At 64.4% G+C, this 18,747-nt stretch carries 15 protein-coding genes; 12 read left to right on the top strand and 3 right to left on the bottom strand.

The genetic code is table 11. The features are described 5' to 3' along the window. The first annotated feature begins 224 nt into the window (after nucleotides 1–224). The 4 genes from NCT04_RS25110 to NCT04_RS25095 all read left to right on the top strand — a co-directional run bounded on the left by NCT04_RS25110 (nucleotide 225) and on the right by NCT04_RS25095 (nucleotide 5,690). Complete coding sequence (locus NCT04_RS25110) at nucleotides 225–1,538, top strand: MFS transporter (protein WP_250468199.1); 1,314 nt, start codon at nucleotides 225–227, stop codon at nucleotides 1,536–1,538. Between the two features lie 83 nt (nucleotides 1,539–1,621). Next, nucleotides 1,622–3,310 (top strand): GMC family oxidoreductase, encoded by a 1,689-nt coding sequence (locus tag NCT04_RS25105; protein WP_250468198.1) that lies wholly within the window; start codon nucleotides 1,622–1,624, stop codon nucleotides 3,308–3,310. Between the two features lie 28 nt (nucleotides 3,311–3,338). After that, nucleotides 3,339–4,259 (top strand): TauD/TfdA dioxygenase family protein, encoded by a 921-nt coding sequence (locus NCT04_RS25100; RefSeq protein ID WP_250468197.1) that lies wholly within the window; start codon nucleotides 3,339–3,341, stop codon nucleotides 4,257–4,259. Nucleotides 4,260–4,268: 9 nt separating this feature from the next. Beyond that, nucleotides 4,269–5,690, top strand: a complete 1,422-nt coding sequence (locus NCT04_RS25095; RefSeq protein ID WP_250468196.1) for an aldehyde dehydrogenase family protein — start codon at nucleotides 4,269–4,271, stop codon at nucleotides 5,688–5,690. Nucleotides 5,691–5,761: 71 nt separating this feature from the next. Here NCT04_RS25095 and NCT04_RS25090 read toward each other — a convergent pair whose 3' ends face one another. Both NCT04_RS25090 and NCT04_RS25085 read right to left on the bottom strand, forming a co-directional pair. Further along, entirely contained in the window at nucleotides 5,762–6,127 is a 366-nt protein-coding gene (locus NCT04_RS25090) for a BON domain-containing protein (protein ID WP_250468195.1), read from the bottom strand. Nucleotides 6,128–6,172: 45 nt separating this feature from the next. Further along, nucleotides 6,173–7,336 carry a porin gene (locus tag NCT04_RS25085; RefSeq protein WP_250468194.1) on the bottom strand — a complete coding sequence of 388 codons (1,164 nt, stop codon included), beginning with the start codon at nucleotides 7,334–7,336 and terminating at the stop codon, nucleotides 6,173–6,175. 87 nt (nucleotides 7,337–7,423) lie between these two features. Here NCT04_RS25085 and NCT04_RS25080 point away from each other — a divergent pair, with 87 nt between their 5' ends. The 8 genes from NCT04_RS25080 (at nucleotide 7,424) to NCT04_RS25045 (ending at nucleotide 17,502) form a co-directional block, all read left to right on the top strand. Next, nucleotides 7,424–8,314, top strand: coding sequence for a DUF2889 domain-containing protein (locus tag NCT04_RS25080; protein ID WP_250468193.1), 891 nt, complete (start codon nucleotides 7,424–7,426; stop codon nucleotides 8,312–8,314). A 135-nt stretch (nucleotides 8,315–8,449) separates the two neighbouring features. Then, a complete protein-coding gene (locus NCT04_RS25075; protein WP_250468192.1) occupies nucleotides 8,450–11,290 on the top strand; it encodes a winged helix-turn-helix domain-containing protein in 2,841 nt (946 codons plus the stop codon). Nucleotides 11,291–11,466: 176 nt separating this feature from the next. Then, nucleotides 11,467–13,356 (top strand): feruloyl-CoA synthase, encoded by a 1,890-nt coding sequence (locus tag NCT04_RS25070; RefSeq protein WP_250468191.1) that lies wholly within the window; start codon nucleotides 11,467–11,469, stop codon nucleotides 13,354–13,356. A gap of 44 nt (nucleotides 13,357–13,400) precedes the next feature. Next, the gene (locus tag NCT04_RS25065; RefSeq protein ID WP_250468190.1) at nucleotides 13,401–14,540 is read left to right on the top strand and encodes an acyl-CoA dehydrogenase family protein; all 1,140 of its coding nucleotides are present in this window, start codon (nucleotides 13,401–13,403) and stop codon (nucleotides 14,538–14,540) included. Between the two features lie 30 nt (nucleotides 14,541–14,570). Further along, a complete protein-coding gene (locus NCT04_RS25060; protein ID WP_250468189.1) occupies nucleotides 14,571–15,755 on the top strand; it encodes a lipid-transfer protein in 1,185 nt (394 codons plus the stop codon). 28 nt (nucleotides 15,756–15,783) lie between these two features. Continuing rightward, on the top strand, nucleotides 15,784–16,224 hold the full coding sequence (locus NCT04_RS25055; protein WP_244830295.1) for a MaoC family dehydratase N-terminal domain-containing protein: 441 nt from the start codon (nucleotides 15,784–15,786) through the stop codon (nucleotides 16,222–16,224). Nucleotides 16,225–16,236: 12 nt separating this feature from the next. Beyond that, nucleotides 16,237–16,653 (top strand): MaoC family dehydratase, encoded by a 417-nt coding sequence (locus tag NCT04_RS25050; protein WP_250468188.1) that lies wholly within the window; start codon nucleotides 16,237–16,239, stop codon nucleotides 16,651–16,653. A gap of 24 nt (nucleotides 16,654–16,677) precedes the next feature. After that, nucleotides 16,678–17,502, top strand: a complete 825-nt coding sequence (locus NCT04_RS25045; protein ID WP_250468187.1) for an SDR family NAD(P)-dependent oxidoreductase — start codon at nucleotides 16,678–16,680, stop codon at nucleotides 17,500–17,502. An 81-nt stretch (nucleotides 17,503–17,583) separates the two neighbouring features. On the opposite strand, the gene NCT04_RS25040 is transcribed toward NCT04_RS25045, so the two are convergent. After that, complete coding sequence (locus NCT04_RS25040; protein WP_250468186.1) at nucleotides 17,584–18,744, bottom strand: CaiB/BaiF CoA transferase family protein; 1,161 nt, start codon at nucleotides 18,742–18,744, stop codon at nucleotides 17,584–17,586. Nucleotides 18,745–18,747 lie beyond the last annotated feature (3 nt).

Below are 18,747 nucleotides of genomic sequence, written 5' to 3'. Positions count from 1 at the left end.
TCTGCCCACCGCTCATCCCCGGCCATCAACAAGGTTTTCCCTCCCCTACCTGTTCCGGGTGGGTTGCCTCCCACTGCTAGGTATTACCGTGACGTTACGAAACCGTCATTGGCATGCCGCCGCATGCGGCGAGGCCAGAAAAATACCAAGGAGACAACAATGCAACCCAGGTTCCTCGCGGCCGCTTCAGGCGCCGGCGACAGCGTCTTCCGGCGGGGCTGAGCATGATGTCTCCGCCCGATTTCCAGTCGCGCCCGGCATGGACCATGACCGTCATGCTGACGGCCCTCTCCCTCATCAATTTTCTCGACAAGATCGTGCTGGGTCTGGTGGCCGTGCCGCTGACGGCGGAACTTCATCTGTCGCCGCAGCAGTACGGCCTCGTCGCCGGCAGCTTCTTCTGGCTGTTTTCGGCTTCGACCGTCGTCGTCGGGTTTCTCTCCAACCGCATTGCGACGCGCTGGATTTTGCTCGCCATGGGGCTGGCCTGGGCGGTGCTGCAAGTGCCGCAGGCGCTGACCACGAGCGCACTCGGGCTGCTGGCTTGCCGGGTGATTTTGGGCGCGGCGGAAGGACCGTCGTTTCCGGTCTCCGTGCACGCGCTGTACAAATGGTTTCCCGATCGCAGACGCAATCTGCCGGTGGCTGTAATCAATCAGGGAGCCGCCGCTGGCATGTTGCTGGCCGGGATGCTGATTCCGCTCGTGACGAAGCAATGGGGCTGGCGCATGAACTTCGTGCTGCTCGGCGCAATAGGCATGATCTGGTGCGTGCTTTGGCTATGCTTCGGCCGCGAAGGACCGATCGACGAGAGACGATCAGCGCGCGGCAACCAGCGTACCGTTAATCAATCCGCGCTTGCCTCGTCGCAACGGCTTTCGTATCGCCGCATCCTGACGGACCGTTCGGTCCTCTCCGTGTTCGCGCTCGGCTTCACGGCCTACTGGACACTCGGACTCAGCCTGACCTGGCTGCCCACTTATCTCGAGAAAGGGCTTGGTTTCTCCGGCGTCGAGGCAGGCCGCTGCTTCGCGGCAGTGGTCGCCACGGCGGCGCCCGTGAACCTTGGCCTCAGCTGGATCTCGCAGCGCATGCTGGCAGGCGGCGCATCGAGCCGCCGGGCGCGGGTGCATCCAATCTGCCTGAGCGCCATGGCCGGCGCGCTGGTGTTCGTCTTGCTGATCCTGCTGAATGCGCCGCCCATTCAGAAAGTCGCGCTGCTAGCCATCGCCTGCGCGCTGCCGACACTGAGCTTCACGCTCGCGCCCGCCCTGCTCGCGGAGATAGTGCCGGATAGTCAACGCGGTGCGCTGGTCGCGATCCACACCGCGCTCGCAAGCCTCGGCGCCGCCATTGCACCGGCGGTGATGGGGCGGATCGTGCAGACCCACGGCGGCGGCACTAGCCATGCGTATGAACTCGGCTTCGTCGTGAGTGCCGTTTTGCTGCTTGCCGCCGCGCTCGCCGCGCTGCGCTGGCTTCGTCCCGAGCAGTCCGTGAAGACGTTGCAGCACGTGGCCGCCCGCGCCCCCGCCTGATGGACCTTGCCCCGAGGCCTCCCCACTGCCTTCCGGCGAACAAGCAGCGAAACACCGTGCTCATCTGAACCGCAAACCGAGCCATGAATAGACCTGAGAGAAACCAGCAGCCCGATACGAGCGCTGCGGAGTATGACTACATCGTCGTGGGCGCGGGATCGGCCGGTTGTGCGGTGGCGGCCAGACTGGCCGAAGATCCGTCGGTGAGCGTCGCGCTTCTCGAAGCCGGTCCCCATGACCACCACCTGAGCGTATGGGCGCCTATCGGCCTTGCGGTCACGGTGCGCAAGCACGGTCCGCGCAACTACGCCTACTACTCCGAGAAGCAGCCCGGTCTCGGCGGTCGCCCCTCCTTCCAGCCGCGTGGCCGGGGACTCGGCGGCAGTTCGTCGATCAACGGCATGGTGTACATCCGCGGGCACCGCTGCGACTACGACGCGTGGGCAAAGCTCGGCTGCACCGGCTGGAGCTACGACGACGTACTGCCCTATTTCCGTCGCAGCGAATGCAACCAGCGCTTCCTCGACGACAGCGGCGATCCCTGGCACGGCGGCACCGGCCCTCTGCACGTCAGCGACCTGCGCACGCCCAATCCGTTCTCCCGGCGTTTCGTCGCGGCCGCGCTGCAAGCCGGCTATCGCCCAAACGACGATTTCAACGGCGCGGAGCAGGAAGGCGCAGGGCTCTACCAGGTCACGCAATGGAATGGCGAACGGTGGAATGCCGCGCGCGCGTATCTGCATCGTGGCGACAAGCGCGACCCGAGCTTCAGCGGAGGTCGGCCGAATCTTGCCGTGCTCACCGACGCCCATGCGCTTCGTCTCGTCTTCAAGGGCAAGCGTGCAAGTGGCATTCACGTCGTGCGCGCGGGCGTCGAGCAAACCTTGCGGGCCCGCCGCGAGATCGTGCTCGCTTGCGGCGCGTTCAATTCGCCACAACTGCTGATGGCCTCCGGCATTGGTCCGGCCCAACATCTACGCAGCGTAGGCATCGACGTGATTCACGACCTGCCCGGCGTCGGCGAAAACCTGCAGGACCATCTCGACGTCATCGTCAACAAGCAGGTGAGGTCGACGGACCTCTATGGCTATTCAGCCGGCGGCTTCCTGCGTCTCATGTCCGAGATCGTGCGATACCGGCGCAACCGCACGGGCATGGTCAGCTCCAACTTCGCCGAAGCGGGTGCGTTCGTCAAGACGCGTCACGACCTTGCCGTGCCCGACGTGCAACTGGCCTTCGTGCTGGCGCTGCTCGGCGATCGCAACAAAAACAAGCGCTCGAAGCTCGGACACGGCTATTCCTGTCATGCATACGTCCTGCGGCCCGAGAGCCGCGGTCATGTTCGTCTGCGCACGGCCGACATGCGCGATGCTCCGTCGATCGACCCGCGCTTTCTCTCCGCCGAAGCGGACATGGACGCGCTCGTTGCGGGCGTCAAAATCGTGCGCCGCATCTATGCGCAACCCGCTCTGGCCGATGCAGGCGGCAAAGAAATGCTCACCGACGACTTCGGACCCGACGGCTCGAACGAAGACGCGATCCGTGCGTTCGTGCGCAGTCAGGCCGACAGCGTCTATCACCCGGTCGGCACCTGCAAGATGGGCATCGACACGCAGGCGGTCGTCGATCCAAGCCTGCGCGTGCGCGGCATCGACGGTCTGCGCGTGGCGGACGCGTCGATCATGCCGACGCTCATCGGCGGCAACACGAACGCGCCGGCCATCATGATCGGCGAAAAGGCGGCGGACTTGATCCGCGCCGCAAACAGATAGATTCGGACAGCTTCAAATGGAGCATCACATGCAAGCAATCGAAACCGCACCCGCGTTCAACACAACGCACGCCGTACCCGAGAGATGGCCCTTCGCGGTGGAGCGTCACACGCCGACGATCGGCGCGACGATCGAAGGCGTCGACCTGCGCGATCCGCTCGACGACGACACCTGTCTCGCCTTGCGCCGCGCGCTGCTCGAATACAAGGTCCTGTTTTTCCGCGATCAGGACATCACGCCGTCCCAACATGTGGCGCTGGCGCGGCGCTTCGGCGAACTGGAGATCCACCCGGCGTTTCCGCATCACCCGGAGCATCCCGAATTGGTGATCCTCGGGCGCAACGAAACGCGCCGTGGACGCGAAAACATCTACCACTCGGATGTATCGTGGCGTGACATTCCGTCCATGGGTTCGATGCTGCGCTGCGTGCAATGCCCGGACGTGGGCGGCGACACGATCTGGATCAACATGGTCGCGGCCTATGCGAACCTTCCCGAGGAGATCAAGGCACGCATCGCTCATCTCGAAGCCGTCCACGACATTCTGCCGCTGTTCGGCACGGCGTTGCCGAAGGACCAGCATCCCGTCATGCGCCAGAAGTTTCCGCCGGTCACGCATCCGGTGGTGCGCGTGCACCCGGAAACCGGCGAGAAGGTTCTCTACGTCAATGAGGCCTTTACCACGCATCTATCGAACTACGGGCACGTGACGGCTGAGGCTTATCGCGTCGGCTTCGACTACAAGCTCGCCGAGATGGATCTGCTGCAATACCTGTTCCGTCAAGCTCAGGCGCCCGAATACCAGGTTCGTCTGAAGTGGAGGCCCAACACGATCGCCTTCTGGGACAACCGCGCCTGTCAGCACTACGCCGTGCAGGACTACTTCCCCGCGCCGCGCCATATGATGCGCGCCACGGTAATCGGCGACCGTCCGGTCGGCATAGCCTGAGGAGACGGCATGACAATATTGAACACGTTCTACATCGGCGGCGCGTGGGTCGAACCGTGCGCCGGCAGCACGCTGATGGATATCGTCGATCCCGTCACCGAGGAACCAACCGGCAAGCTCGCGATGGGCACGGCAGCCGATGCCGACCGCGCCGTGGCCGCGGCACGCGCTGCGTTCCCGGCGTGGTCAGCGACGAGCCGCGAGGAACGCATCGCCTTGCTCGAACGGGTGATCGAAAGGTATCGCGCCCGTCTCGACGATCTTGCCGACGCCGTGCGCCGCGAGATCGGCGCGCCCATCGCACTGTGCAGGCACTTGCAGGCGCCGATCGGCCTCGCGCAGCTTCAGGCGGCCCTTGAAACCCTGCGGCATTTCGAATTCGAGACGAATCACGGCAAGAGCGATGTACGCCGCGAAGCGATCGGCGTTGCCGCGCTCATCACCCCGTGGAACTGGCCTCTGAACCAGATCACCGCCAAGGTCGCGCCTGCGCTCGCGGCGGGCTGCACCATCGTGTTGAAGCCTTCCGAGATCGCCCCGTTCGACGCCGTCGTTTTCGCGGAAATCATGCATGAAGCGGGCGCGCCGGCAGGCGTCTTCAACATGATCTTCGGCGAAGGACGGGTCGTGGGCGAGCGATTGTCCGCGCATCGCGACGTGGACATGGTGTCGATCACCGGTTCGACGCGCGCTGGCATCGAAGTCGCCATGAGCGCCGCGCCGACAGTCAAGCGAGTCGCTCAGGAGCTTGGCGGCAAGTCGCCGCTCCTGATCCTCGACGACGCCGACCTCAAGGCCGCAGTGACGAGCGGCGTCGCACAATGCATGGCCAACTCGGGGCAGACGTGTGTCGCGCCCACCCGCATGCTGGTGCCGCGCGACCGTTACGAAGAGGCCGTGACGATTGCCGCCGCCGTTGCCAACGCAGTGACGGTTGGCGACCCGGCCGATCCGGCCACGAAGATGGGACCGATCTCCAACCGCGCCCAGTATGACAAAGTGCAGCGAATGATTCGCACCGGGCTCGAAGAAGGCGCGCGGCTCGCGGCGGGCGGTGTGGGCCGGCCGGAAGGCATCTCGCGAGGTTTCTATGCGCGCCCCACCGTCTTTGCCGATGTTCACAACGGCATGAAGATCGCGCGTGAAGAGATTTTCGGCCCTGTGCTGGTGGTGATCGCCTACGACGATGAGGAAGAAGCCATCGCTATCGCCAACGACACGGACTTCGGGCTTGCGGGTTATATCGCCACCGGCGATGCACAACGGGCCCGGCGCATCGCAACGCGGCTGCGCGTGGGATCGGTGCGGATCAATGGCGCCATGATGGACATCACCGTGCCCTTCGGCGGCTATAAAACTTCCGGCAACGGGCGCGAATGCGGAGCGGAAGGGCTGGCCGAGTTTCTGGAATGCAAGTCGGTCACTGCCTGACGGAACACGTGAATCGGTGGAAAGAAAGGCCTGCAGCACGAGGCCTTTCTCATGGCGCCGCCAAAGCGCCCTCAGATCGTGGACAAGGTCAGCGCGTTCTTCACTGACTTCACGCCCTCCACGCCTTCGGCCACTTGAGTGGCCAGTCCGATCTGCGCCTCTTCCGGTACGGTGCCTTCCAGTATCACCGCCCCTTCAGACGCGCGAACCGTGATGCTGGCCACCCGCAGCCCCCGAGTCTTGCTGAGTGCGCGGAGCACGCTCTTTTGCAACGCCCGGTCGGCCGCCTTGCTGGCTGCTTTGCTTGCCTTCGCATTCGATGCCGGCACGGAGGACGCGGCATAACTACTCTGAGCGTGCGCACCGGCAGACCCGCCTATGGAAGCCGCCAGCATGAAAGCAGCGCCGACGAGCCGCATCGCTTTAATCGATTGCATCAGGATTTCCTTTCTCTCTTTGGTTGTCGTGAACGAACCCCATCGTCAGAAACGATGTGTCATGCCAACGAGTCCCAGAACTTGTTTCGAGCCGCTGACGACTCCCGCCACGCCGGGCCAGCTCATGTTTGCGCTGCCGTTGTTCTTCACGTACCCGGCGCGCATATAAAAACTGGTGCGTTTCGAAATTTTGTGGTCGACGCCGACCTCGACACCGAGGCTATTGTCGTGAACGCCGCGCACGACGCGTTGAATGCCCGCAAGTTCAACGGTATCGAAAGGCGTGGCCTGAATCGTCGCGCCCAGCTCCATGATGCTGTACGAATGCACCAGAGTCCCGAGCGGCAGGCTCACCGCGGGCGTCACTGTTACCAGCGCGCCATCGGGCACATCCTTGGGGCGGTTGTAGGAATAGTTGAACTGGAAGTTCACGATGCCCAGCCGATACGCCAGCGCCCCGGTGAAATGTTCGGTCGCCATCAACGGGAACGATGTCAAGAGGGAAGGCGCGGCAGGCACCAGCGGCGCGGTCTCGTTCGAGCCGTGCTGATACTGATAGCCGACGCCCGCGTAAAAGCCGTAACCGGAATAGCTCGCGGCCAGGTCGAGCATGTTGCCTGAAGTGACGGTCACTGGCTGGGTCGTGGCAGACGCCAGCGCGTACATCGCATAGAGGTGAACGCCGCTCAGGTCGGGCGAGAGATAGACGATCGAACTGCTGGTTCGCCCGGACACGTACTGGGTCGCGAGAGTGGCGCGATCAGTGGCGCCGGCGAGATCGGCTGCGGCCAGCGGCGACAACGCTTCGTTGCCGCGGAACGGGTCCGTGAAATACACCGCCCAGAAGCTGGGCTGATATTGACGCCCGAAGCTCAACTGGCCGTAGGTGTCGTGCTTCAATCCCACCCAGGACTGCCGGTAGAACATGGCGGTGCTGTCGGCGAAGTAAGTGCCGTTATTCGTGTTGTACCCGCTCTCGACATCGAACACCGCCTTCAGCCCGTTGCCGAGGTCTTCCGAACCCTTCAGGCCGACCAGCGAACCTGTCGACCCGCCGCTTCGCTCGGCATATGAATGCCGTCCACCGTTATCCAGATACTGTACGAACACGTCCGCGACGCCGTACAGGGTCACGCTCGACTGCGCGGAAGCCGCCCCGGCGGCGAGCATCAAAACAGCCCCGAATACAGGTCTGATCCTGAAACGCATGCATGTCTCCCTTTGTCGTTCTGAATCCGGTGAACATGAGCAATGCCAAGGTGTGTCGACCGTGGCCAGCCAACACGCATCGAGCCGATGCCGCGGATCGCCACGTCGGCGCGCGGGCCCAAGATCGACGTCTCTGTTGTCGCGAGTCAATATTGCAAGGACCGCCAGACGGAACCACTACCCGAACCGAGGGGGGACGGGAATACCCCGAGCGAGGCAAGGGCGAGCGGCCTCGACGCCTACCCGAAAGAGGGGGCGGCAAAAGCGCGCCGCGCCGTTACGCTCGACAGAACCGGTCATCAGCGTGCCGATGCTCCCGGGCATTGGTTCTTGCATGACCCATGCATTGATCTGCTGCACTTATCCTTGAGCGAGGTGGCAATGTCCGCGATCCGATCCATGCCCGTCACGCGGCGGCCTGTGCATACCCGACGCATCGAGTGTGCGGGTTATGAAAGAAGCGACGGCCTGTTCGATATTGAAGGCCACATGATCGACACCAAGGCCGACGACGCCAATCTGATCTTCAAGGTCGTGCCGGCCGGCTCGCCAATTCACGACATGCGTATCGTCGTGACCGTCGACAGCAGGCTCGTGATCCATCGCATAGAGGCTCGCACCGAGGCCGCGCCAAGCCGCTATTGCGCGGAGATCAACGCGGCCTACGCGTGCCTCGCGGGCGTGGCAATCGGCGCGGGATTCATGAAGGAAGTAAGACGCCGCCTTGCCGGGACAAGCGGTTGCACGCATCTGAGCGAACTGCTCGGGCCAATTGCGACGACCGCTATCCAGACGCTCATAGGCTTGCGCGCCAGCGGAAAGGTCCGTCAAGAGCAGTCCGACCAAGCCGACATGCCAATGCTCGACACCTGCCATGCGTGGCGCGCGGACGGCGAGGTCGTGCGTTTCGTCTCCCGGCGCAAGCGCGAGCGCGAAGCTTCTCAGACTGTTCCTTCACGCGCCGGTAAAATATCGTAGTTGCATGATCTCGACCGCCCCGCCCCGGCGTGAAAATCCGCGACTAGCGCTGCGCTACAATAAGCCGGTCATCATTTTGTCTTCTGGCAGGCGCCGCTCAGGCGCCTAACCGGAACGCGCAAGGCGCAGGTCAGCATGCCGCAGAATTCTCCTTTCGAGGACCGTCCGCTCTCGCGCCGCCTGCAAAACGGCAGGATCGAACCCAACACCGAATCCCGTCTGGTCGCACCGCGCGGCGCCGCACGCATCGTTGCGCGCGAGCGCTTGCTCGCCCGGTTGCTCGACGCGCGCCGCAGTCGTTGCGTGATTCTTCAAGGTCCCGCCGGTTGCGGCAAAACGAGTGTCGTGATTGCGTGGCGCGAGGCTTTACTGTCGCTCAGTTTCGACATCGCGTGGCTCACCCTCGCACCGGAAGACAACGACCTCGCCCACTTTTTCGATTGCCTCGTCGCCAGCCTCGCGCACGTCGACCCCGCCATCTCCCGCGAAGCCGGGCTGCTGGGCGGTCGTGGACTGGATGACGAAGCCGTCGAACGCACCGTCATCGCGCTCGTGCGCGGCATCGCCGGTCATCCCGGAGACGTCGTGCTGGTGCTCGACGACCTGCATCATCTCGCCAACGCACGCAGTCACGAAGCGTTGCAGTGGCTCCTCGATTACGCGCCGCCCAACCTTCACCTCGTGCTCGTTTCGCGTGGCAGCGTGCCACTCTCGCTTGGCCGGACGCGCGACGAGGGACTCGTGCTCGAACTGGACATGCGCGATCTTCGCTTCACCGCTGCGGAATCCGAACAATTCCTGAGAGAGCAGCTCGGTGAAATCAATCCGCGAGATGCCCGCTACACGCATGAGCAGACGGATGGCTGGGTCGCCGGCCTGCAACTGTGCGCGATGCGCTTGAAAAAGAGAAAACCAGGCGCGGCGGATATCGCCGGGGCCGATCTCTCGACGCACGGTAGGCTTCAGGACGCGCGCGGCCTTACCGAGTACTTCGAGCGGGAAGTGTTGTCGCGCCTTGCGCTCGCCGAGGTCGAGTTGCTGATTCGAATTTCGGCCTGCACGCTGTTTTGCGCGCCGCTGTGTATTGCCTTGCTCGGAGACGAACAGACAGCGGGCGAAGTGCGCGTGCGGCTGGCGAGACTTGAAAGCGACAACCTCTTCATTGCGCCGATCGAAAGCGCGGGCAGCGAAACGTGGTATCGGCTCAACCCGCTCTTTCGCGAGACCCTGCTGGAACGCTTTCAGGCGCGCAGCGAAGTGCATCGACGTGCCGTGCATCGGGCGGCATGGACCTGGTTTCGCGATCACGATCATCCCGACGAGGCGGTGCGCCACGCATTGCTCGCGGGCGAAGCGGCCGCCGCGGCCGATCTCGTCCAGCGCGTTGCCCGCACCATGCAGGTCGCCGGGAAACTGCGCAAGCTCGTCGGGCTCATGCGGCTGCTCCCATGCGTCGAGGTTCAGGCTCGCATCGGTCTGCGGCTTCTGATGGCGCATCTGCATCTGTATGCGCGCGAATTCGGCGCCTGCGCGGCGGCCATCGCGCGACTGCACGACGACATTCCTTTCGCCGACACTCAATCGCGCTACCGCCTGGCTCTTTTGCGCACGGCGCTCGCCGTGCAACGCGACGACCCCGACGCCGCCGCCTTGATGTTGCCGCAACTGCTGGACATTCCCACCGACGCGGACAGTCTCGCGACGGGCGCGCGCACCAACCTGCTCTCGTGGATCCACATGCGCCACGGCGCGTACGAAGAGGCGCGGCGCGTGCAGACGCAGTCGGCGCAACTGCTCTTCGAAGGCGCACCGCTTTCCGGCACGCCAGCGGGCGCGCTGAACGGCCGCTGCATGATCGGATTCAGCCATGCGCTGGAAGGCAGGTTCGTACAGGTCGAGCGCATTGCCCGCGACGTACTCTGCAAGGCCGACAGACTCGGCAGTGCGGCCGCCGAAGCCGCATGTTTCGCCGCCGCGTTGCTGGCCGAAGCGCTCTACGAGTTCGGCGAACCCGGCGCCGCGCGCAAGCTGCTTGAAGAGCGTATCGACGTGCTGGAGCGTGTCTCCATCCCCGACTCCGTGCTGCGCGTGTTCACCGTGCTTTCGGCGGTGCACTGGACGACCGGGCATCGGCTGAACGCGTTCGCATACCTCGAACGGCTTGAACGATACGCGACGCAACACGGCCTCGTGCGGCTCGTCGCTCATGCCGTGGCAGAACAGACGCGGCGTCATCTGTCATGCGGACAGTTCGACGCGGCGCAAGCGGGACTGACCCGCCTCGACACGATGGCCGCGCACAGCGACGCCGCCCCTTCCACGACCGTCGCGGAGATTCGGGCGATGGCGGCACGCGGGCAGATCGACTGGTGCATGGCGCACGAAGACTGGGAAAGCGCGGCACTGCGTCTGCAATCGCTCATTCCGTTTTACGAAGCGCACGGCTGGCAGCGGCACGTTGCCTGTCTGCAAATGCAGTCGGCATTGGTCGATGAGCGGCGCGGCCGACCGGACGCGGCGCGCGTGGCCGTGCTGGCCGCATTGCGGCGCGGACACCGGCTCGGTCTCATACGCAGTTTGCTCGATACGGACCCCGGCGCCCTCGATCTCATCACTCATGTCGAGCAGAGTGAACCGCACGATCCCGTGCTTTCCTTTTACGTGGACCGATTGCATGCCGCGCAACAAGGCGCGCCGCGCAGCGGTGCCAAGCCGGCCGCGCGGCTCAACAACGCGGGCGGGAGCATCGACACGTTGAGCGAACGCGAAACGCGCGTGGTTGGATTGCTGGCGCACGCGCTGCCGAATAAAAAAATCGCGCGCACGCTCGGCATTTCGCCCGAAACCGTCAAGTGGCATCTGAAGAACATCTACGGGAAGCTCGGCGTGGCAAGCCGCGACGAAGCGGTCGCCCGCGTGCGCGATCTCGAACTGAGCAACGCGACGCTGGGCAGCGCCGCCAGTGGAGCAGGCTGACGAGCCCTGACTCGTTCTTGCGCAGCCACGCCACCCGCCTTGGGTGGTTCCGTCGCAGCCGCAACGCACTATCCTTCGATTCAAGGGGTAGTGCGTAATCATTGCGCACACAAAACTCCACGAAATAACGCCGGTGCGCGCCGCGGTGCGCACTGAAGCCAAGGAGACAGGCGTAAATGAGTACGCTGATGGATGACGTATCTGCAGTAGCGCCTTATCGTCCCGTGCGTTTCCCGGAGCGCCGGCCGCACATCGAGCACCGTCCCGACGGCACGCTTATCCTCAGTTCGGCGAGCGCGCCGCCGGTCATTGCCGAGCGCAGCTTTGCCGCGTTCATTCCCGCGTGGGCCGAGCGTCGCGGCGACGACACGGCATTCGCCGAGCGCGATGCAACGGGCGCATGGCGCACCATTAGCTGGCGCGAACTGTGGGTACAAGTCCAGACGGTTGCCGCTGCGCTGCTCGAAATGGGACTGGGTCAGCAGCGTCCCGTGATCCTGCTATCAGGCAATTCGATCGAGCAGGCGGTATTGCTGCTCGCGGCCGAATACGTCGGCATTCCGAGTGCGCCGGTGTCGCCTGCTTATTCGCTCGTCAGCCGGGACTTCGCGCGTCTCAAAGGCGTGCTGCGAATGGTTCCGCCCGCCACGGTGTTCGTGCAGGATGCGGCGCAGTTCGCGCGCGCGCTTGCCGCTCTCGCCGCTTCGGGCGTCGCGGGCACATCGATCATCACCGTGTGCAACGCCGCGCCCGGCCACCGCACCTGGGCCGATTTGCTCGCCAGCGGATTGACGCACGCGCGCAGCGCCGCCGTCGCGGCAGCGCATGCATCGATCGACGGCGCCCACACCGTTCGCGTGCTGTTCACCTCGGGCTCGACTGGTGTTCCGAAGGGCGTGCCGCTCACCTACGGCAACTTCAGGGCAGTCGCGTCCTACTACGCCGACAACCTCGGCTGGCTGCTGGAATCGCCACCGGTCTTTCTCGACTGGCTGCCCTGGCATCACGGTCTGGGCGGCGTGCTCAATCTCGGCCGTTCGATCCAGTTCGGCGCGACCCACTATATCGACGACGGCCGGCCGCTTCCGGGCCTGATCGAGCGCACGGTTCGCAATCTGCGCGACGTCTCGCCCACCGTGTTCACGAGTGTTCCCTCGGCGTGGGCCGTACTGGCGGGCGAACTCGAACGTGACCCCGTGCTCGCGCGGAGCCTGTTCGCCGACGTCCAGTATTTCGGCTATGGCGGGGCCAGCCTTCCCGCCGACGTGTGGAATCGCATCCAGCGCGTCGCCGTCGATACCATCGGCCGGCGCATCGTCTTTTCGACCGGTCTCGCCTGCACGGAAACGAGCGGCATGGGCACCTATTGTGGCTGGCCGTCGAAAGACCTCGGTAACATCGGCGGCCCGGTTCCCGGCTCCGAAGTGAAGCTGGTGCCGCTCGACGGCGGCGACGGACGCTACGAGATCCGCATGCGCGGCGCGAATGTCTTCGGCGGCTATCTCGACAATCCGGAACTGAGCGCGGCCGCGTTCGATTCAGAAGGATTCTTCCGCCTCGGCGACGCCGTCCGTCTGGCCAATCCGGAAGACGCGGGCGAAGGCCTGCTCTTCGCCGGCCGCGTGGTCGAAGACTTCAAGCTCACCAACGGCACCTGGGTACGCACGGGCGCCGTCCGTCTCGGTCTGCTCGAACTGTGCGCCCCGCTCATTTCGGACGCGGTGATCTGCGGTCACGATCACGACTATCTCACCGCGCTTGCATGGCCGAACGTGGCCGCCTGCAAACGGCTCGCCCCCGAGCTTGCCGAACTGGACGCGGAAGCGCTCGCCCGGCATCCGCTCGTGGTGGCCGCGCTGCGCGAACGCCTCGTCACTCAGCGAGGCGGTGGCGCCAGCCGCACCATCGAACGCGTGATGCTGATGGCGGAACCGCCTTCCATCGACGCCAACGAGATCGCCGAAAAAGGCTACGTCAATCAGGCCGTCACCCGCGCGCGGCGCGCTCATCTGATCGAGCCTCTCTTTCACGCCGAGCCGGCCGCGCATATCGCCTGCGCACGGTAAGCCTCACACCCGGATCAGGCGGATCTTTTCTCAGGAACTTAGTCATGCACATTACTCGAACCGTCTTCCGCGACGATCACGAAATGCTGCGCACCAGCGTGCGCCGCTTTCTGGAACGGGAATGCGTTCCGAAACAGGCCGAATGGGACAAGACCGGCCGCGTCGATCGCGAAACCTGGCTGAAGGCGGGCCGTGAAGGACTGCTGTGCCTGACGCTGCCAGCCGAATACGGCGGAGGCGGCGGCGATTTCGGGCATGCGGCCGTGCTCAACGAGGAAGTGAATCGCGCGGGCCTGAGCGGGCTGGGCTTCGGCGTTCACTCGGACGTCATCGCGCCTTATATCGCGCGCATCGGCAGCGAAGAGCAAAAGCAGAAGTGGCTCCCCAAAGTCTGCTCGGGCGAGGCGATTCTCGCCATCGCAATGACCGAACCGGGTACCGGCAGCGACCTCAAGTCCGTGCGGACGAGCGCCGTGCGCGATGGCGACGAGTACGTCATCAACGGCAGCAAGACCTTCATTAGCAATGGTCTGAATGCCGACCTGATCATCGTGATCTGCAAAACAGACCCGAGCGCGGGTTCGAAGGGCGTGAGCCTGATCGTGGTCGAGGCAACTCGTGCGGGATTTCGCCGTGGCCGCAAGCTCGACAAGGTCGGCATGCACGGGCAGGACACCGCCGAGTTGTTCTTCGACGACGTGCGCGTTCCGGTCGCCAACCGTCTCGGCGAGGAAGGTCAGGGCTTTGCCTACCTGATGGGTGAACTGCCGCAGGAGCGCTTGTCCATCGCCATCGGCGCGGCGGCGAAGCTCGAAGCCTGCCTCGAACATACGCTGAACTATGTGAAGGACCGCCGCGCCTTCAATCAGACCGTATGGGACTTCCAGAACACCAAATTCAAGCTTGCCGACATCAAGGCCCAGGCCACGGCCGTGCGCCTGATGGTCGATCACTATCTGGCCGAGCACGTGCGCCGTCGCCTGACGCTCGAAGAAGCCGCCATCGCCAAGCTCTACGCCACCGAGACACTTGGCAAGGCGCTCGACGAGATGGTGCAGCTTCACGGCGGCTATGGCTACATGCTCGAGTACCCCGTCGCACGCGCCTTCGCCGATGCGCGCGTGAACCGCATTTATGGCGGCACGAGCGAGGTCATGCGCGACCTCATCTCCCGCAAGCTGTAAGTCGAACCTTCTTTTCCACGGAGCAGTGATATGACTCGTAACGTCTTCGTCGCCGGCGTCGGCATGATCCCGTTCAAGAAACCCGGCACCAGCGACACCTACGACGTGATGGGCGCCGGCGCGGTACGCCAGGCACTGGCCGATGCCGGGCTCGACTACGCCGACGTCCAGCAGGCCTACGCCGGTTACGTCTACGGCGATTCGACCTGCGGTCAGAAAGCGCTCTACCGCGTGGGCATGACCGGCATTCCGGTCATCAACGTCAACAACAACTGTGCAACCGGTTCGTCGGCGTTGTTCCTCGCCCGTCAGGCCGTCCAGAGCGGCGCGGTGGACTGCGCGCTTGCGGTCGGCTTCGAATTCATGCAGCCGGGCGCGCTGTCATCGAAGTGGAGCGACCGCGCACCGGCGCTCGAACGCGCGCTGGATCTGGTCAACGAACTGGTCGACCGAACCGATCTGCCGTCTGCCATCCGCCAATTCAGCGGCGCGGGCCGGGCGCACATGGAGAAGTACGGCACCCGCCTCGAAACCTTTGCCAGGATTCGCGCGAAGGCGAGCCAGCATGCGGCGCGCAATCCGCTTGCCGTGTTCCGCAATGTCGTGACGCCGGAAGACGTGCTGGCCTCGCCGATGATCTGGGAAGGCGTGCTGACGCGCCTGATGGCCTGTCCGCCGACTTGCGGGGCGGCTGCGGCGATCGTCGTGTCGGAGGCGTTCGCGCGGCGGCACGGCTTGCGCACCGACGTGCTGATCGCCGGCCAGTCTCTCACCACCGACGAGCCGAGCACTTATGACAGCCGCGACATGATCCGCGTGGTCGGCTTCGACATGACGCGCTCCGGCGCGAAGCTCGCGTACGAGCAGGCAGGCGTCGGTCCCGAAGACATCGACGTAATCGAATTGCACGACTGCTTCGCGCAGAACGAGTTGTTGACCTACGAGGGCCTTGGTTTGTGTGCCGAAGGCGATGCGGAAAAACTCGTCAACGACGGCGACAACACATACGGCGGCAAGTGGGTGGTCAATCCCTCCGGCGGGCTCTTGTCCAAGGGTCATCCGCTCGGCGCGACCGGCCTTGCTCAGTGCTACGAGCTGACCCATCAGATGCGCGGCACGGCCGACGAACGTCAGGTGAAAGGCGCGAAGGTCGCGCTGGCGCATAACCTCGGGCTCGGCGGCGCGTGCGTCACGACCGTGTACAAGGCCGCCTGATGCCGCGACTTCCGATGGAGTATCCGACATGATCGACAAGAAGCACATCGGCCTGGTGATTCCGGCCTTTCGTACCGTGGCCGAAGCGGGACGACTGCGCTTTTTCGCGAAGGCGATCGGCGAGACCAACCCGATCTATTTCGATGAATCGGCGGCGCGCGATGCCGGCCATCCCGGCCTGCCACTGCCGCCCACCTTCCTGTTTTCACTGGAACTCGAGCAGCCCGATAAAAGCTGGCGCGACGAGATCGGCATTCAGGTCGCGCGCATCCTGCACGGCGAGCAGTCGTTCACCTATCACCGTCTGGCCTATGCGGGCGACGTGCTGCGCTTCGAGTGCCGCATCGCCGACATCTACGACAAGAAAGGCGGCGCGCTCGATTTCGTGGTGCGCGAAACGCGTGTGACCAACCAGCATGGCGAGCATGTCGCGGATCTGCGCAGCGTGCTCGTGCATCGCAACGGCTGAGGAGAAACCCGAATGACACCATTAAGTTTCGATGACATCGAGGTGGGTGACACACTGCCGCCGCTCACGCTGGTGCCCGTCGACCGCACGACGCTGGCGCTTTTCGCAGGCGCATCCGGCGATCACAACGCGGTTCACATCGACCTCGATTTTGCACGGCGTGCCGGCATGCCCGACGTCTTTGCGCACGGCATGTTGTCGATGGCCTGGCTCGGCCGCCTGCTGACGCTGTGGACCGACCAGCGCAATCTGCGGCACTTCGGCGTGCGCTTCGTCGGCATCACGCAACTGGGACACCGGATCACGTGCAGCGGACGGGTCGTCGACAAATCCGAGGCGAATGGCGAACGTCTCGTGAAGGTCGAGATCCAGACCACCAATCAATACGGTGAGCCGCGCGTCCTGGGCGACGCGTCGATCGCACTGTAGTTTCGTTTCATCAAGGAGATAGACATGGGTAAGCTCGACGGCAAGGTAGCGCTCGTCACCGGTTCCGGACGTGGTATTGGCCGCGCGATCGCGGAGAAACTGGCAAGCGAAGGCGCACGTCTCGTGATCAACGACCTCGACGCCGAGCCGGCGCACGAAACGGTCGAGGTTTTGAAGAAGATGGGCACGCAGGCCGTCGCGGTCGTCGGCAACGTAAGCGCGCCCGACTTCGCCGACCGCTTCATCGGCACGGCGATGAACACGTTCAAGGGCATCGACATCATCGTCAACAATGCCGGCTATACGTGGGACGACGTGGTCCAGAAGATGACCGACGAACAGTGGTACGCGATCATCGACTGTCACATGACCGCGCCGTTTCGCATTCTGCGCGCCGCCTATCCGCATGTGAAGGCGTTGCATGCCGCCGACAAGGAAGCCGGGCGCGACGTATATCGCAAGGTCGTGAATATTTCGTCGGTATCGGCGCTCACCGGCAATGCCGGGCAAATGAACTATTCGTCGGCGAAAGCGGGCGTGATCGGCATGACGCGTGCGCTGAGCCGCGAGTGGGGGCGCTTCAACGTCAATGTGAACTGCGTGGCGTTCGGGCTGATTCACACGCGCATGACGAAGGCGGATGCGGATTCCGGCGCGACGGTCAGGATCGAAGGGCGCGATATTCGCGTGGGCGTGAATGCGGAGCGGCTAAAAGCGCATGCGATGAGCAATCCGCTGGGACGCGGGGGCACGCCGGAAGAAGCGGCTGGCGGCGTGTATCTGTTTTGCTCGCCCGAGTCGAACTACATTACGGGGCAGACGGTGGCGGTCGCCGGCAATCTGCAGTGATGCGGGCAGTGACATGAACGCGCAACGGTCCGGCTCGAAGCCGGACCGTTTTTTTTGCTACCGCGTATGACTCGGACGGGCTCAGTCCTCTGCCTGAAAGCCGACCCCGTGAAGGCGCATGCGATCGATGGCCGCGTCGTCGAACCCCCAATCGTGCAACGCAGGCAGACCCCCTTCACCGCGTTGCGGCGCGGCGCGCGTGACTTTCGAAGGCGTGCGAGAAAAACGCGGTGCGGGTGCAGGCTGAACCACGCCAGCCACCTCGACGAAACTGCCGCGCGCCTGATGCTGCGGATGAGCCGGCGCTTCCGAAAAGCTCAAAACTGGCGCGACACACGCGTCGCTACCTTCGAACACGGCGCACCATTCATCGCGCGTGCGTTCGAGAAAGGCCGCCGCAAAGCGTTCGCGCAGGACCGGCCAGCCGCTGCGATCGTGCTGCTCCGGCAATCCCGCGTCCGCGAGGCCGAGCTTCGTGAGGAGTTCGGCATAGAAACGCGACTCGACCGCGCCGACCGTCATGTATTGACCATCGCGAGTGCGGTAGCTGTCGTACCAGGGCGTGCCGCCATCCAGCAGATTGCTCTCGCGCTCCTCGCGCCAGTTGCCCGAAGCGAGCATGCCCCAAAAGATCGAACCCAGTTGTGCCGCGCCTTCGATCATCGCGGCATCGACTACCTGACCTTCGCCGCCACGCTGAACGTCGAAGAGCGCCGCCACCACGCCCAGCGCGAGAAGCATGCCGCCACCGCCGTAGTCGCCGACAAGATTCAGCGGCGGCACCGGCGCTCCGTCGGCGCGGCCGATGCCGGAAAGCACGCCGGACAGCGCGATGTAGTTCAGATCGTGCCCCGCGCGCGCGGCGAGCGGACCCGTTTGCCCCCAACCGGTCATGCGTCCATACACGAGTCGCGAGTTGCGCGACAGTGCGGCTTGCGGGCCGAGCCCAAGGCGTTCCATGGTGCCGGGCCGAAAGCCTTCGATCAGCACATCGGCGCGGGAAATAAGATCCAGCGCGGCTTCGGCCGCTTCGGGTTGCTTCAGATCCAGCGTGACCGAACGACGACCGCGCCCCGTGACATCCGCACGGTTGCCGTTGGTCTTCGGACCCAGATCGGCGTGCGGACGGGGCCGGTCGACTCGCAAGACATCCGCGCCCATGTCGGCCAGCAACATGGCGCTGAACGGCCCCGGACCGATTGCCTCGAATTCCAGCACGCGTACACCGCTCAAAACACCCATCGT

Source organism: Caballeronia sp. GAFFF2 (assembly GCF_023631485.1).
Lineage (GTDB): Bacteria > Pseudomonadota > Gammaproteobacteria > Burkholderiales > Burkholderiaceae > Caballeronia.
The sequence above is the reverse complement of the archived record's forward strand: the minus strand, read 5'-3'. Positions and strand labels throughout refer to the sequence as shown.

Excerpts from the sequence above, each read along its gene's own strand:
- NCT04_RS25110 (WP_250468199.1), top strand. The coding sequence starts at position 225 with ATGATGTCTCCGCCCGATTTCCAGTCGCGCCCGGCATGGACCATGACC.
- NCT04_RS25105 (WP_250468198.1), top strand. The coding sequence starts at position 1,622 with ATGAATAGACCTGAGAGAAACCAGCAGCCCGATACGAGCGCTGCGGAG.
- NCT04_RS25100 (WP_250468197.1), top strand. The coding sequence starts at position 3,339 with ATGCAAGCAATCGAAACCGCACCCGCGTTCAACACAACGCACGCCGTA.
- NCT04_RS25095 (WP_250468196.1), top strand. The coding sequence starts at position 4,269 with ATGACAATATTGAACACGTTCTACATCGGCGGCGCGTGGGTCGAACCG.
- NCT04_RS25090 (WP_250468195.1), bottom strand. The coding sequence starts at position 6,127 with ATGCAATCGATTAAAGCGATGCGGCTCGTCGGCGCTGCTTTCATGCTG.
- NCT04_RS25085 (WP_250468194.1), bottom strand. The coding sequence starts at position 7,336 with ATGCGTTTCAGGATCAGACCTGTATTCGGGGCTGTTTTGATGCTCGCC.
- NCT04_RS25080 (WP_250468193.1), top strand. The coding sequence starts at position 7,424 with ATGCCGCGGATCGCCACGTCGGCGCGCGGGCCCAAGATCGACGTCTCT.
- NCT04_RS25075 (WP_250468192.1), top strand. The coding sequence starts at position 8,450 with ATGCCGCAGAATTCTCCTTTCGAGGACCGTCCGCTCTCGCGCCGCCTG.
- NCT04_RS25070 (WP_250468191.1), top strand. The coding sequence starts at position 11,467 with ATGAGTACGCTGATGGATGACGTATCTGCAGTAGCGCCTTATCGTCCC.
- NCT04_RS25065 (WP_250468190.1), top strand. The coding sequence starts at position 13,401 with ATGCACATTACTCGAACCGTCTTCCGCGACGATCACGAAATGCTGCGC.
- NCT04_RS25060 (WP_250468189.1), top strand. The coding sequence starts at position 14,571 with ATGACTCGTAACGTCTTCGTCGCCGGCGTCGGCATGATCCCGTTCAAG.
- NCT04_RS25055 (WP_244830295.1), top strand. The coding sequence starts at position 15,784 with ATGATCGACAAGAAGCACATCGGCCTGGTGATTCCGGCCTTTCGTACC.
- NCT04_RS25050 (WP_250468188.1), top strand. The coding sequence starts at position 16,237 with ATGACACCATTAAGTTTCGATGACATCGAGGTGGGTGACACACTGCCG.
- NCT04_RS25045 (WP_250468187.1), top strand. The coding sequence starts at position 16,678 with ATGGGTAAGCTCGACGGCAAGGTAGCGCTCGTCACCGGTTCCGGACGT.
- NCT04_RS25040 (WP_250468186.1), bottom strand. The coding sequence starts at position 18,744 with ATGGGTGTTTTGAGCGGTGTACGCGTGCTGGAATTCGAGGCAATCGGT.